The sequence below is a fragment of the Streptomyces sp. NPDC048825 genome (assembly GCF_043198355.1).
In the GTDB taxonomy this organism is placed as follows: domain Bacteria; phylum Actinomycetota; class Actinomycetes; order Streptomycetales; family Streptomycetaceae; genus Streptomyces; species Streptomyces xiangluensis.
Genome location: NZ_JBICUR010000031.1, coordinates 26,206 through 39,664, shown reverse-complemented (window position 1 = coordinate 39,664; position 13,459 = coordinate 26,206). Strand labels below are relative to the sequence as shown.

At 67.5% G+C, this 13,459-nt stretch carries 11 protein-coding genes and 5 pseudogenes; 9 read left to right on the top strand and 7 right to left on the bottom strand.

The genetic code is table 11. The annotated features are described in order from the left end of the window. Positions 1-16: 16 nt before the first annotated feature. Entirely contained in the window at positions 17-1,510 is a 1,494-nt protein-coding gene (locus tag ACGFNK_RS43760) for an FG-GAP repeat protein (protein WP_393426361.1), read from the bottom strand. A 230-nt stretch (positions 1,511-1,740) separates the two neighbouring features. On the opposite strand from ACGFNK_RS43760, the pseudogene ACGFNK_RS43755 reads away from it, so the two are divergent. From ACGFNK_RS43755 to ACGFNK_RS43735, 5 genes and pseudogenes are all read left to right on the top strand, one after another. Further along, positions 1,741-2,082 (top strand): annotated as a pseudogene (locus ACGFNK_RS43755) (dihydrofolate reductase family protein); the annotation flags it as partial. Between the two features lie 148 nt (positions 2,083-2,230). Further along, positions 2,231-2,704: a nuclear transport factor 2 family protein gene (locus ACGFNK_RS43750; protein ID WP_393426358.1), complete on the top strand. Its 474-nt coding sequence runs from the start codon at positions 2,231-2,233 to the stop codon at positions 2,702-2,704. A 77-nt stretch (positions 2,705-2,781) separates the two neighbouring features. Then, a complete protein-coding gene (locus ACGFNK_RS43745; protein ID WP_393426356.1) occupies positions 2,782-3,279 on the top strand; it encodes a TetR/AcrR family transcriptional regulator in 498 nt (165 codons plus the stop codon). Positions 3,280-3,637: 358 nt separating this feature from the next. Further along, a complete protein-coding gene (locus ACGFNK_RS43740) occupies positions 3,638-3,835 on the top strand; it encodes a recombinase family protein (RefSeq protein WP_393426353.1) in 198 nt (65 codons plus the stop codon). Positions 3,836-4,485: 650 nt separating this feature from the next. Beyond that, positions 4,486-5,254 (top strand): annotated as a pseudogene (locus ACGFNK_RS43735) (transposase). A gap of 107 nt (positions 5,255-5,361) precedes the next feature. Here the strand turns inward: ACGFNK_RS43735 and ACGFNK_RS43730 are convergent. Continuing rightward, the gene (locus tag ACGFNK_RS43730; protein ID WP_393426350.1) at positions 5,362-6,621 is read right to left on the bottom strand and encodes an IS701 family transposase; all 1,260 of its coding nucleotides are present in this window, start codon (positions 6,619-6,621) and stop codon (positions 5,362-5,364) included. Between the two features lie 135 nt (positions 6,622-6,756). Continuing rightward, entirely contained in the window at positions 6,757-7,329 is a 573-nt protein-coding gene (locus tag ACGFNK_RS43725; RefSeq protein WP_393426347.1) for a SagB/ThcOx family dehydrogenase, read from the bottom strand. Positions 7,330-7,826: 497 nt separating this feature from the next. Between ACGFNK_RS43725 and ACGFNK_RS43720 the strand changes: the two genes are divergently transcribed. Further along, positions 7,827-8,387 carry an RICIN domain-containing protein gene (locus tag ACGFNK_RS43720; RefSeq protein WP_393426344.1) on the top strand — a complete coding sequence of 187 codons (561 nt, stop codon included), beginning with the start codon at positions 7,827-7,829 and terminating at the stop codon, positions 8,385-8,387. A gap of 214 nt (positions 8,388-8,601) precedes the next feature. Here the strand turns inward: ACGFNK_RS43720 and ACGFNK_RS43715 are convergent. The 3 genes and pseudogenes from ACGFNK_RS43715 to ACGFNK_RS43705 form a co-directional block, all read right to left on the bottom strand. Next, positions 8,602-8,703, bottom strand: a pseudogene (locus ACGFNK_RS43715) (MerR family DNA-binding protein); the annotation flags it as partial. A gap of 67 nt (positions 8,704-8,770) precedes the next feature. Next, positions 8,771-9,079, bottom strand: a pseudogene (locus ACGFNK_RS43710) (SRPBCC family protein); the annotation flags it as partial. A gap of 27 nt (positions 9,080-9,106) precedes the next feature. Continuing rightward, the gene (locus ACGFNK_RS43705; protein WP_393426341.1) at positions 9,107-9,469 is read right to left on the bottom strand and encodes a VOC family protein; all 363 of its coding nucleotides are present in this window, start codon (positions 9,467-9,469) and stop codon (positions 9,107-9,109) included. A gap of 187 nt (positions 9,470-9,656) precedes the next feature. Between ACGFNK_RS43705 and ACGFNK_RS43700 the strand changes: the two genes are divergently transcribed. The 3 genes from ACGFNK_RS43700 (at position 9,657) to ACGFNK_RS43690 (ending at position 12,695) form a co-directional block, all read left to right on the top strand. Next, on the top strand, positions 9,657-10,475 hold the full coding sequence (locus ACGFNK_RS43700) for a helix-turn-helix domain-containing protein (RefSeq protein WP_393426338.1): 819 nt from the start codon (positions 9,657-9,659) through the stop codon (positions 10,473-10,475). A gap of 446 nt (positions 10,476-10,921) precedes the next feature. After that, positions 10,922-11,695: an SDR family NAD(P)-dependent oxidoreductase gene (locus ACGFNK_RS43695; protein WP_393426335.1), complete on the top strand. Its 774-nt coding sequence runs from the start codon at positions 10,922-10,924 to the stop codon at positions 11,693-11,695. Positions 11,696-11,870: 175 nt separating this feature from the next. Beyond that, positions 11,871-12,695 (top strand): alpha/beta fold hydrolase, encoded by an 825-nt coding sequence (locus ACGFNK_RS43690; RefSeq protein WP_393426332.1) that lies wholly within the window; start codon positions 11,871-11,873, stop codon positions 12,693-12,695. 324 nt (positions 12,696-13,019) lie between these two features. Here ACGFNK_RS43690 and ACGFNK_RS43685 read toward each other — a convergent pair. Further along, positions 13,020-13,317 (bottom strand): annotated as a pseudogene (locus ACGFNK_RS43685) (transposase); the annotation flags it as partial. Positions 13,318-13,459: the final 142 nt, after the last annotated feature.

Genomic DNA, 13,459 nt, shown 5'->3' with positions numbered 1-13,459 from the left:
CATGCCGCTTAGTCGCTCAACGGAGCGCCGAGCCGAACAGTGCATCCGTGTAGGGCGCGGACAGGTCCTTGCCGCCGAAGGCGAAGGCGGACGTGGTGGTGAGACCGGTGGTCCTGCCGTGCAGGAGCCAGACGGCGCCGTTGTCGCTGTTCTCGGCTGTGGAGGCCACGGCGAGGTCGCGGTAGCCGTTGCCGTTGACGTCCAGGAGCGCGGTGGTCGCGCCGAACCTGTCGCTCGTCTCGGCCACTCCGGGCACACCGGAGGTGTTCTGGTGGAACACCTGAGTTCCCGTGCCCGTGACGCCGGAGGCCGAGCCGGGCACCAGGGCGAACGAACCGGCGTTGGTGAGGCCGCTGAAGTCCTCGCCGGAGATGCCGAGCGCGATGTCCGCGTAGCCGTCGCCGGTGACGTCGGCGACCGAGACCGCGGAGCCGACCTTGTCGCCGGACTCCTGAGCGCCGTGGAATCCGGGCAGGCTCTGGTCGAAGGCCTGCACGTTCGAGTCGGACGGGCCGGAGGCCGAGCCGTATGCGACCCGCACCTTCGCGCTCCAGCTGTCGGCGCCGACCACCACGTCGTCGTAGCCGTCGCCGTTCACGTCGCCCACACCCGTGCCCGCCGCGCCGCCCGTGGTGTCGCCGGGGGCCCAGCCGAGGGTGAAGCCCGAACCGCCGCCGTACAGCAGCCGGTTGCCCCAGGTGCCGTCGCCGGTGTAGGTCCACTGGACGATGTCGTCCTTGCCGTCGCCGTTCACGTCGCCGACCTGGCCGGAGACGACGGGGCCGGTGATCGAGTCGGGTCCGTTCTGGCAGCCGTAGCCGGTGGCGCAGGAGGCGTCGGGCACGTCCCAGCCCCACCATTCGGACTCGTCGAGGATGTTCAGGGTGGCGGCGGGCTGTCCGGTGCGCGAGACCGGGCCCTTCCACAGGGTGGCCGGGGCACCCACGGGATCGTCGCCGCCGACGGACTGCTGGGAGAACAGGGCAAGGTCGGTCGTTCCGTCCCCGTCGAAGTCGCCGGCCTGCGGGGCGGCCCCGTACCCGGCGATGTTCGTGCCGCCGGTGAGACCCGAGGCGGAACCCCACAGGATGACGGAGCCCGCGGTGCCGCCCGCGATCACGAGGTCGCCGAAGCCGTCGCCGTCCAGGTCACCCTTGGTGAAGGTCGACCCGAAGCGCTGGTTGGCGGTGGCGGAGCCGGGGACCCCGCTGGTGGAGCGGCTGACGAGCTTCCGGTGGGAGGCGGAGAGCCCGCTGGACGAGCCGTACATGACGGCCACGTAGCCGGCCTTTGCCGCGCCGGACACCGTGGCGTTCGGGGCACCGACGACCAGATCGGCGTAGCCGTCCCCGTTGAAGTCGTCCTGTACGTCCACGTCCGCCGATTCGGCGGCCTGGGAGGAGGCCGCGGTGAGGGTCCAGGTGCCGACCCCTCCGGCGAGCAGCGCCGCGGCGGCCAGAGGTGCGGTCAGCCGCGCGGTGGTGGCTTTTCTGCGTCGTGCTTGGGACATGCACGTGCCTTTCGAGTCGGTTCGGTCCGGCGCGTCGGTGTGCGCGTTCATGGAGTGCGACTCGGACTGCGCATCATCGGTTGTACGACTGAATGTCATGTATCTGTAACCATGGATTGGTGGCTCGTTTGGCGGCTGGTTTGAGAGGTCGTTATGCGGCTTGATGCCTGTTTCGCCTGTGAGGTTGGGTGAGGTTTGATGGTCGCGGGTTCGTAGCTGGTGCTACGGGGCCACCCGCGGGCGATCACGTGGTCGTGGTGTCCCATCGGCCCAAGCCCGAGAGGTGGCACCCCGAGGCGTCCTACCATTTCGTCGATGGCGTGGCGGCCGCGATCGACAAGGCCCGGGAACTCGCCGGGGAGCGGATCGTCGCTGTGAACGCCGGCGAAGCGGGCGCCCAGATCCTCGCGGCCGGTCTCGTGGACGAGGTGGCGATGGACGTGGTCCCGGTGGTGTTCGGCTCGGGCAGACGCTACTTCGGCGGCATCGACGAGCAGCGTCTGCTGGAGGATCCACACGTGGTCATCCAGGGCGACAGGGTGCTGCACCTGAGGTTCAAGGTACGCCGCTAGAGATCATTAACGACGAGGTCACGGCAGTCGGAGGTCGAGCAGGGCTGGGGCGGAGAGTGCTGGCAGGTTTGCACGATGGCGGGTTCGACTACCCGCAACGGCTGCCGCCGCGGTAGGTTATAGGTCGACCACTAACACAGGAGGGGATATGACAGCCAAGAAGGACGACGCCAGCCGCCGGGCCGCTGCCCGGTACGCCGTGGCCGAGCACCTGCGCCTCACCGCTGCAGGACGCACCGAGGAGTGGGTGAAGCTGTTCACTCCGGACGCGGTGCTCGAGTTCCCGTACGCCCCGGACGGCGTGCCGAAGCAGGTCACGGGACGAGACGCCCTGCTCGCCCACATGAGCGGCTTCCCCGAGACCTATGACGTCGAGTTCGTCGACCTGGTGTTCCACGACACGGTCGATCCGAGTCTCGTGGTCGCCGAATTCCGCTCGACGGGCACGGCACTGCCGACCGGCAAGCCGTACGAGCAGACATGCATCTCCGTCGTCCGCACCGATGACGACGCACGCATCACCCACTACCTGGACTACTGGAACCCGCTGGTCGCGATCGAGGCCCTCACACCCTCCGAGGTGCCGGCCGAGTCCGGCCGCAGCGTCACTTTTGGAGCCTGACAGGAAGCCGTGTTGGACTGACGCCCATGCCTGCCGCCGGTACTAGCACGAAGAGCGACGAACGACGTCGGGCCATCATGGCCGCCGCGGTCGATTGCTTCGCGCAAAAGGGTTTCTACGGTACGACGACGCACGAGATAGCCGAGTGGGTCGGCATCTCTCAGCCGTATCTCTATCGCCTGTACCCGAACAAGGAAGCGCTGTTCGCGGCGGTGGTCGACCACGTGTCCGTCATCATGACCGACACGCTGGTCGCTCACTCGCCGGCGTCGGGTGGGGCCGGGCCGGCGCCCGAGGCGGCGTTGGATGCGGCGCGCGGCGCCTACGCCGCGCTCGTCGCGGACCGGAGCATCCTGCGTTTCCTCATGCACGCGAACTGTGCCGCGGGCGAGCCGCTAGTGGGGCAGGCCGTGCGGCGGTGCTACGCCAAGCAGGTTGACACGGTTCGGCAGCTGCTGGGCGACGACGACGCCGTGCGGCGCTGGTTCGGCGCCGGAATGCTCGACAACGTGGTCGCCGTGCTGGGTCTGGCCGACATCGATGAGCCGTGGGCGCACGTCCTCACCGCTCGATGACCCGACACCGGCAGGTCGGCGACGACGGCCCCGAGTCTTCCTCGTAGGCCGGCTCGGCCGGTGGGACTCGGCTTCTTCGCTCAGTCGCGGGCAGGCTTCTTCCGGGTCAGCCTCCTGGTCATGAGAGTGACGAGCGACCAGTTCACTCACTGGGACAAGGAAACGAGGGCGAGGCGGATAGTGGCTGGCTGCATTCGGATACGTATGGGCTTGGGCCTGTTGTTCTCCGTTGCGACCGGCTCGACGGGATGCGGCGCGGCGCGAGGCGTTCGGGGAGGCCTGGTGAGAGGGCCAGTACGCCTACGGTGCCCCGCCCTACGGCTGGCAAGCCCACAAGAACGAGCTGACCGAAGAGGAAATGGAGCAGGCCGGCCGGGCCCGCGCCCGCCAGCTCCGCGACGAGGACGAGGACGAGCTGACCTTCCGCGAGATCGCCGCCGTGCTGGAGGCCGAGGGCGTCCAGCCCAAGCGCGCCACCCGCTGGCATCCGGAGACCGTCCGCCGGATGCTCGCCAACACCACCGACCGACCGCCGACCCTCCGGGGGCGGACCTGAAGAGCGACCTGGGGGTTGTCCCGCTACTCTGCCCCCGGACGGCATGTGGGGTTGAGTCCTGGTGGGATGAGCCGATCCCGGATGCGCCTTCCTGACCGTCATCGGACCGTAGAGGCTGGCATGATGGTCCTCATGTCCACGTACCGAAAGGCCGATGCCGCGTAAGCGCCCCGGCGCGCTGCGCGCTCAACAGACTCCACGTTTCGCGTGGAGCTTGGCTCCGGACCGGATCCACGGCCTCTCTGCCCGAACCAGCGTCGCGATAGATCGAGTAGAGCGGCTCTCGGGCGACTACTACATCTACCCCGGCGCCACCGACCGTGCGCTGCGGCAGTATCGAGCATTTCTCCAACCACCAGGACGTCGGCCCCTGTATCCGCAGGAGGAGACGTGTTCCTGCCGCGGCTGCTCTTTCCACGACGTGCGGCACGCACGCGACGTGCTTGCCGAGATCGTGCGGCAGTTGCCTCCCAGACCCCGCGCCGAACTTGAACGCCAAGTACGTGTCCTGGATGCCAGATACGTCGAGCGCACGCTGCCGGATCCCTTCGCCACACGGCAGTGGCGTTCTGACCTCTGGTGGAGACGCCGTTTGGCCGGCAGCCCGGAAGCTGGATGAGGAACCCAAACTGCGGTGAAATGATCAATGCGTGTCTGGTGTGATCACGGCGTCGCAGCCGTCCTGGATAGGCCCGTTCACCGGGCTGAGCCCACGCTGCTTCGGCAAGCTCGTGACCGCCCTGCGCCGTGAGGGAGCAGACGTGGCCCGCCGAGGCCGGCCGTGGAGCCTGCCTTTGGAGGACCGCGTCCTGCTGGTAGCGGCGTACTGGAGAACCAACTTGACGCTGCGACAGCTCGCGCCGCTGTTCGGAGTCTCGAAGTCCGCGGCGGACCGCATCATCAACCGCCTCGGGCCGCTGCTCGCCCTGCGGCCACGCCAACGGTTCCGCCAGGGCACCGTGCTTATCGTGGATGGCACCCTGGTGCCCACGCGTGACCACACGGTGGCCGAGCAGTCGAAGAACTACCGATACTCCACCAACCGCCAGGTCGTCATCGACGCGGATACACGGCTGGTCGTCGCCGTGGGCCGGCCTTTGCCCGGCAACCGCAACGACTGCAGGGCATGGGAGTTGTCCGGAGGGAAGGAAGTCGTCGGCGAAGCCACGGTAATCGCTGACGGTGGTTACCGCGGTACGGGGCTGGTGGTCCCACACCGCCGCGAACGCGGCCAAGCTGAACTCCCGGCCTGGAAGGAGGAGCAGAATCGGTCGCATCGCAAGGTCCGCGCCCGAGTGGAGCACTTTCGCCCGCATGAAGAGCTGGAAGATCCTCCGGGACTGCCGCTTGAAGAGCGAGGGCGTACATCACGCCATGCTTGGCGTCGCCCGCCTGCACAACCTCGCCCTCGCTGAATAGCCAGACGGAGTGTGGACGGGCCTGCCCCCTGCCCCCTGCCCCGACGACCCTGGACCAGTTGATCATTGCGGGACAGCCTTTAGTACTCCAGCCGTAGATCGTGATCTTCATGGTTGAAGGGCGGCCTGTCGGCGGTAGTGGCTGCGGCGGGCTCGGGCCTGGTGGCGTCGGCGCCAGATGGACCAGCGCAGTCGGTGCGCGAGGTCGCGGATGGGCTGCGTGAGCGGGGCGGTGAACAGGCGCTGGACCTCGTTGCAGGTGAGCGGGGCCAGTCCGTCGGGGCTGGTTCCGTCATCGGCCGGTGCCTGGTCGGGGCGTTCGAGGGCGGCGGTGACGGCGAGGAAGGCATGCGCGACCAAAGCCAGGGTGACCCAGCGGTGCCAGGAGTCCCAGCGGCGGACCTGGTGCTCGTCCAGTCCGGCCAGGGTCTTCGAGCTCTGGAACGTCTCCTCCACCGTCCAGCGGCTTCCGGCGATCTTGACCAGGGTCGACAGCGGCACCGGGCGGGGCGAGTAGCAGCGGTAGTAGGCCAGTTCGCCGGTGCGGCGGTTGCGGCGGACCAGGAGATGCTGGTGGCCGGGCAGGTCACCGGTGGTGATGGCGACCTGGGCCCAGTCGTAGAAGCGGTGACCCTTCGCGCCGGTTCCGGCGGACAGCTTCTGCCAGGCACGGCGCGGGATGCGCCTGGCCAGGTGGTCGGCGCGCTGCGGTCCGGCCGGGGTGGGGATGCGGTGGGTGCTGGAGACCGCGAGCACGTAGCCGAGCTGCCGCCTCTCCAGGGCGGAGCGTAGTTTCGGGTTGTCGCCGTAGACCTCGTCGCCGGCTGCCCATGCGGCCGGGACTCCGGTGTCCAGGGCACGTTCGATCATCTGCTGGGCGAGTTGCGGCTTGGTGGCGAAGCCGACCTGCGCGGGGATGGCGGCTTGTCGGCATCGCTCCGGGTCGCTGGTCCAGGATTTGGGCAGGTAGAGGGCGCGGTCGATGCCCGCGTGTCCGTGCCGGGAGGTGTAGGTGAGGTAGACGGCGACCTGGGCGTTTTCGATGCGTCCGGCGGTGCCGGTGTACTGGCGCTGAACGCCAAGGGTATGGGTGCCCTTCTTCAGGTCGCCGGTCTCGTCCATCACCAGCACGGCCTGGTCGTCGGCCAGATGTTCCAGAACGAAGGCGCGCAGGTCGTCGCGTACGAGGTCGGCGTCCCATTTGGCCCGGCCGAGCAGGTGCTGCAGTCCGTCCGGGGTGGCGTCCCCGGCATGCTCGGCTATGGTCCAGCAGTTTTTGCGCGGCAGGTCCGCCAGCAACCCGAGGACCAGCTGCCGTGCCCGACGCCGGGGCTCGACCCGCGCGAACCGTCCTGCAATCCGTCTCATCAGGCCCTCGAACGCCTCTTGCCAGCGGGCGGGGTCTACGCTGTGACCTGCGGCCACCGCATGATCTTCAGTCTTCACACACCGATGATCAACGGTGGCCGCACCGGACGGCACTACACGTCTTCAGGTGGAGATTCAACTCTGCCGATCGGCTGGATGGCCGACGCCGAGCAGTGCCAGTGGGTGCTGACCGGATGGGACGACCGCGGGGGTGAGTCCAAGGAGCCGGTCGTCGTCGAACCCGGCGACAAGCACAGCCCCCAGGTCGATCTCGGTGGCCTGGAGGTAGATGTTCTGGCTGGCGTGCCCGGCCTCCAGCCACACGTACCGCGCGCCCCGCCGCCCCAGCGGCGGCTGATCCGCGAAATGTTGCATAGCCGCCTCCAGGTCACCACTGAGCAGCAGCAGTGCCGCCGCCTGCCGCAGCCAGGCGTGGTCGGCGAGGGTGGTACCAGCGACCCGGTCGCGGTGGTCGCCGTCGGCGATCAGAGTCAGGACATCGCGCTCGGCGTCGTACTGGTAAGTCCCGGCGGCGAGACCGTCGACGTTGCCCGCAACCACTGTGAGTGTCAGCGGATACAACGCGTGCGCCGACGGGCACGAGCGGCGCTCACCAGCAGTCCGCCCCTGCGCCGCCCACACCATGAGGCCGACCTGGGCGATACTCAGGGGCCGGGCCGCGAAGCTGCGTGTGCTGCGTCGCTGCATCAGCAACGATCCCAGACCTCCCAGAGGCGTAGGCCGAACGGGCTTCAGAGGCACTTCCCGCTGCGTCATCAGCCCAGACAAGCACACCCCGAAGGTGCGGTGCGTTTGAGGGGCGGCCCAAGAATCGTCAAGCATCGCTGGGAGGAATCGCTGGCTCCGATCACGCCGAGGTACAGCGGTTGTCGACGAATCGAGCAGTCGTCCGCCCAGGCAATGCCGATGGCGTGGCCGACTCGTCCAGATGATCGACGCTGGCCACCTGCCTCCTCGGCACCCTTATCATCGAGATCACGATCTACGGCTGGAGTATTAGGCAGTCCAGCGAGGCGGCGAAGGACAGTCCAGGCGGGTACAGCTCCAACTCCCCGCCTGGAAAATGCAATTATCACGAGAGTCGCTGGAGCAGGTGAATCCACCCTCTAGGCCTTGTTGGAGATCAATCCCTCCCCTCAAGCTTTTTAGTGTTCACCGCAGTATTCCGAAAAGAGGGGTTCCCTGTGCCCAATCTGACTCGTTCGATTCGCAACGCCGCCGTCTTGGCCGCCACCATCGCCTGCACCATGCTCGCCACCGCACCGCAGGCGGCCTCAGTCGAACCCCACATCGACATGGTCAACCGGATGGACGGAAGCCGGCTCGCGCTCCTTAACGACAGCACCGGAGAGGAAGCTCAGGCGATCACACTCCGCGATCCCCAATACAAATACAAGACAGAACAGTGGGAATCGAACTTCACCAAGGACAGCCAGGGAAACTGGTACGGCACAGTGCGGAACGAGGCCGCCGACAAATGCCTCCAGCCGTCCGACCCGCAGCCACAGCGCGGGGGCACCATCGTGGTCAAGACCTGCAACGGAAGTGACGACCAACTGTGGCTGGCGACCCCGGACACAGACGGCGGCACCAACTGGTGGCAATACCGCCCGAAGACCGACGAGAGTCTGGCAATGACCCTCAAGAGTTATGTGGGCCCCGGTGCGTGGGACCACCTCTACCTCGATACCGCCTACAAGTACCCGAGCGCCGACCGGCTGTGGAAGTTCGAGCCGAATTCCTGATCCGCCCACCAAGGTGAACCAGACCATGCTTTCCCTCACCCGACGCCTCTGCCGGGTGAGGGAAAGCGTGGCGTACAGGCAGGCGGGAGGAGTCTGCCGCCGCTGCGGCATCAATCACCTCAAGCGCACAGGGCAGTCGCCCACGGGATACGACGAACTCACCGGCCGATACGAGACGACCGGGCTGGTCGCAACCCTCAACGCTCTGAACTGCCCCTCGGTCGGCCTCCAGCAGCTCGGCGACCTCCTCCAACGTGAACCCGAGCCGCTGGGCGGCCTTGATCACCCGCAGCGCAGTGACCGCATCCTCGCCATAGAGCGAGTGCTCCTTGGGCGACCATCTCGGCGATAGGGCCTGCGAGGTCGTCCGGTGTCACATCGGTGATCCAGACGAACCGACTGTGGTCCTTGCCGTCCGTGAAGACCTGCATCGACGCGTGGTGGTGCTTGGGGGCCAGTGACCCGCCGACCACCGCATAAGCGACCCGACGGGCTTCGTCGTCGATGTCAACGAGAAGCTCGTGCACCACGACGCCGTTGGCGAAGGTCACGACTCTGGTATCCGCCTCGAGACGCGTGTCTGTGACGAAGCCGGGTGCCAGGCGCCGGTGTATCTCGCTGACGTCGCGGACTGCCGCCCAGACGTTGTCGGGGGCGCTCTCGATCAGGAATTCTTTGTGGATGTGAGCCATAGAGGGTCTCTCCTGTCTGCCGGGTGGTCAGTCGTCGGTGGTGAGGCAGAACGGGTGCCCCTCGGGATCGGTGAGCACCACCCACTTGCCCTCGCCGGGCTGGAACTCGGGCTTCGCTGCCCCGATGGCGAGCAGTTCCTTGGCGGTGCTCTCCAAGTCGGTGACGGTGAGGTCGAGGTGCGCGTGCTTGCGGGCGTCGGGCCAGCCCGGCGCCTGGTAGCCCTCGATGCGCACGAAGGCGATCTGCATTCGACCGCCGTTGCCCAGGGAGGCGAAGTCCTGGTCGCTGTAGGTGATTTCCCAGCCGGTGGCCTTCCTGTAGAACTCGGCGAGCATGGCCGGATCGGCGCAGTCGATGACGACCGCGGTGAACTCCGCGAGAGCGGGCATGCCAATGACCCCTTCGTATGGGTGCTGGTGACGTGTGGCGTGCCCCGCCCGTGCCGACGACGCAGCCCCGGTGCACTGGGCCGGGCGGCCGGGCCGGGCACGTCGACCAGCCTGCTCGCGGCAGCAGGTCCCCGTCTTGAACATCCTTGCGCGGGTGATTGTCAGACCCTCGGCGTAGCGTTCAAAGGTGCTCTCAACCACCACTCTCGCTGCCCGACCCGACTTCAGCATCACGGCTGTGACATGCCAGGACGACCATGCGCGCTGGTCGCAGCCCGAAGTACATGAGGACTACCGGGTGGTGCTCGTGCGCCGTGGCCGGTTCCGCAGGCGCGCAACCGGAGCCGACGCCGACATCGACGCGACGATGGCCTACATCGGCGTGCCGGGCGAGGAAGAGCGCTTCGCCCATCCCGCCGGAGGCGACGACTGCACCTCCATCAGCCTGACGCCGACGCTATGGCAAGTCATGGCCGGCGACGTCGAGCGCCTGGCTGCACAGAGCGTGTACGTCGATACCCGCCTCGACCTCACCCATCGCCGGCTCCTGGCGACCGCCCGGACCGGGGACGTCGACTACGCGCTGACGGAAGAATTGCTCGGCCTGCTCGCCACCACCGTCGGCCAAGTCGTCTCTGGGCCCACACCGCTTGGCGCACAAGCCCCTAGAAACGAAGCGGCTCTCGTCGCAGCGGCCCGCCAGGCGATCATCGAAGGCCACCCGGCCTCGGACGGACTGCTCCCGCTCGCAGAAGTGCTGGGCGTCTCGCCCTACCACCTGAGCCGATCCTTCAGCCGCGAACTGGGGGTGTCAGTGACCCGCTATCGCAACCGCGTCCGCATCGGCCGCGCCCTCGACCGCTTGGAGGAGGGCGAGAGCAGCCTCGGCGCCCTCGCCGCAGACCTCGGCTTCGCCGACCAGGCACACATGACCAGGACCATGCGCCAGTACCTAGGTCGTACACCGACGGCACTGCGACGCCTGCTCGCCCCTCGGACACCTTGACGGTCTCCGTTGCTCGACAACGTCCTCGCCCGCGAATTACGTGCCGCACAAGCCGTCGAACGTGGAGCATTACTTGGCCGTCGACAACCCGACCCATCGCAGTCGAACATCGGGGTGACGCTCCGCGACCGCTCCGCAAGATCTGTGCCAGAGCCCGCATCTCGTGAACAAGCCAGCCGCTCTCAGTTGACCGTCTGCGTTGACGATACTGACCTCACGTCCCTAAGTCCGCCACATCCCTCTGGCCTGGGCAGTTAGGCGCGGAATCTAGGTAACCGTGCCCACCAAGCCCCAGGAGATCGCCAGTCGCGCGATGGTCTGCGGCATGATCCCATCGCACTTCTGACCAGCAGTGATCGCACCTTGAGGAACTGCCGGGGACGGCGCGTACCCGGCGGGCTGCTTAAGGGGTGTGCTCCAGGGGCCTCTGGAGGTTTACTCGCCGTATGAGTGACACGAATGGAATGCTGGCTGGTAAGACCGTCATGATCACGGGTGCGTCGAGCGGTATCGGAGAAGCGGCCGCTCGTCTGTTCGCCGCCGAGGGAGCGGCGGTCCTCCTGATGGCCCGCCGCGAGGACGTACTGAAGCACTTAGCCCAGGAGATAAACGACTCGGGCGGCCGGGCGGCGATCAGCGCGGGCGACGTCTCGGTCGCCCAGGATGTACAGCGCGCCGTGGACGCGGCCCGTGAGCACTTCGGCGCCTTGGACGCGGCCTTCAACAACGCAGGCTTCGCCGGCGATGACCTGTCCCCTCTGCATGAGCTCGACCAGGCCCTCTTCGACCGCATGATGGCCGTCAACGTCAGCGGCACCTGGAATTGTCTGCGTTCCCAGATCCCGGTGATGCTCGAAGCGGGGAAGGGCGCGATCGTCAACACGTCCAGCACCGCGGCCATGGGGGCCACCGGAGCCCCTGTGCCCTACGTCGCCGCGAAGCACGCGGTGCTCGGCATGACCAGGGCCGCAGCGGCCGAGTACGCGGCACACGATATTCGCATCAACACGCTCGTCGTCGGCACCACCCGCACAGACATGATCAACCAGGTAGTGGAGGCCTACCCGGAGTTGGGGACGGCTTTCGTCGCTCGTCAGATGCAGAAACGCATGGCAGATCCCGGAGAGATCGCCCAGGCGGCCCTGTGGCTGTGCAGCGACCGCGCCTCGTTCGCCACGGGGTCGGCACTGGCCGTGGACGGCGGGTGGACAGCCGGCTGACGGCTGCCGCAGGCGGCGAAGGCGGGAGGCGACGGGCGAGGGGGCGCGGCCCTCTTAAGGCGCGCTCAAGATGCCGACGCCCGGCGCCGATCTGGTTCCAATCCGTCTTCCCGTCTCAGTGCCGATTCGTCTTCGAAAGGTGCTGGTCAGGCCGCAGAAGAGGAGACCATCAAGGGTGAATTGGACACTTGGCGAGGAGTTCGAGACGCCTGACGGGACGGTGCGGTGGAGGCGCCTTGGCAGCGGAGACCCGGTCGTGCTGGTGCACGGCACCCCGTATTCCTCCTTTCTCTGGCGGGACATCGCTCCAGCGCTCGCCCGTACTCGCACGGTCTTCGTCTTCGACCATCTCGGCTTCGGCCAGTCGGATCAGCGCGAGGGCCAGGACCTCAGCCTGGCGGCTCACGCGAGGAACTTCGCCCGGCTCCTCGACCACTGGGAGTTGCCCTGCCCCAGCGTCGTCGCCCATGACATCGGCGGGGCCGTGGCACTGCGGACGCTGCTGCTGGAGGAGAGGAGCTACCGGGACCTGACTCTCTTCGACGCGGTGAGTGGCGGTGAGTGGGAGCGAGGGCTCTTCCAGCTCATCCTGGAGCACGCGGAGGTCTTCCAGCAGCTTCCGGACTACGCGCACGAAGCGCTGGTCGCCAGCCACCTGCGGCACACCACGCACGTCGGCTTACGGCCGGAAGTCCTCGACGCGTTCCTCGCACCGTGGCGGGCAGCCGCAGGGCAGGCCGCGTTCTACCGCCAGTACAGCCAGATCAGGCAGGCGGACACCGCCGCGTACGAGAACTTGCTGGGCGGGATGTCCCTTCCGGTACGCCTCATCTGGGGTCGCGAGGACCGCATCCTCCCCCCGGAGTACGCCGAATGGCTGCACGAGCGCATCCCGCATGCCGAGCTGCACTGGGTTGAGGGCGCGGGCCACCTTCTCCAGGAGGACGCACCGGGGCAGCTGTTGGCCTACCTCACCGCCGGGTTCCCCTCAGACAGGTGAGGAGGGACGGCGGGAGCGAGGGGTGGCTCGCCGGCGGGGAGCCCGGTGCCGTCTACCGGCCGACGAATGCGTTGGGGGAACGGGTGGTGCGACCGGTCCGGAGGCCACGGCGCGGCCGGTGAACCCGATCCCCGGTGAAGAACCGTTCCAGTTCTGGGCGCGTGGGCGCCTCCGCGAAGGCCCCTCCTCAACTATGGACACTCGAATGCCCGTTGGGCCTCCCTTGTGTTCGACGCCTCCACGGCACCGGCGCCGTCAATTTAACGGCTGATCTTGGTTGTTGAGTGATCAGTTGTTGCTCGGGGTCAGGCGCCCTCGAAGGCGATCGTCGACTCCGGTCAGCCGCCGCTGCCGCTTCTTGACGATCTGCGGCTCGAACGTGCCCGAGGTGTCACGCGGGACTTTGACCTCGACCGGCCCGACGTCGGTCAGCACTGTCTTGGCCCGGCCCCGTTGCGGGAGTTGCCGCTGCCCCGGCCCACCGCCTCGTGCTTCTCATAGCCGAGGTGATCGGTGATCTCACCTTCCAGGGCAGACTCCAAGACCCGCTGGTCAGCTGCTGCAGCAGCCCGCCCTGCCCGGTCAGCTGCAGCCCCTCCGACCGGGCCCGCTCCACCAGCATCGCGACCAGTTGCTCGTCGGACACGGGCGCAGGCTGCTGGGACTGGGCACTCTCGACAGGCTCCACGGTCTCCAACTTCACGGCGATGTCAGTCACTTGACGTCTCTCCCATGGTCGTCGGCTCCGCCGTTAGATTTACACT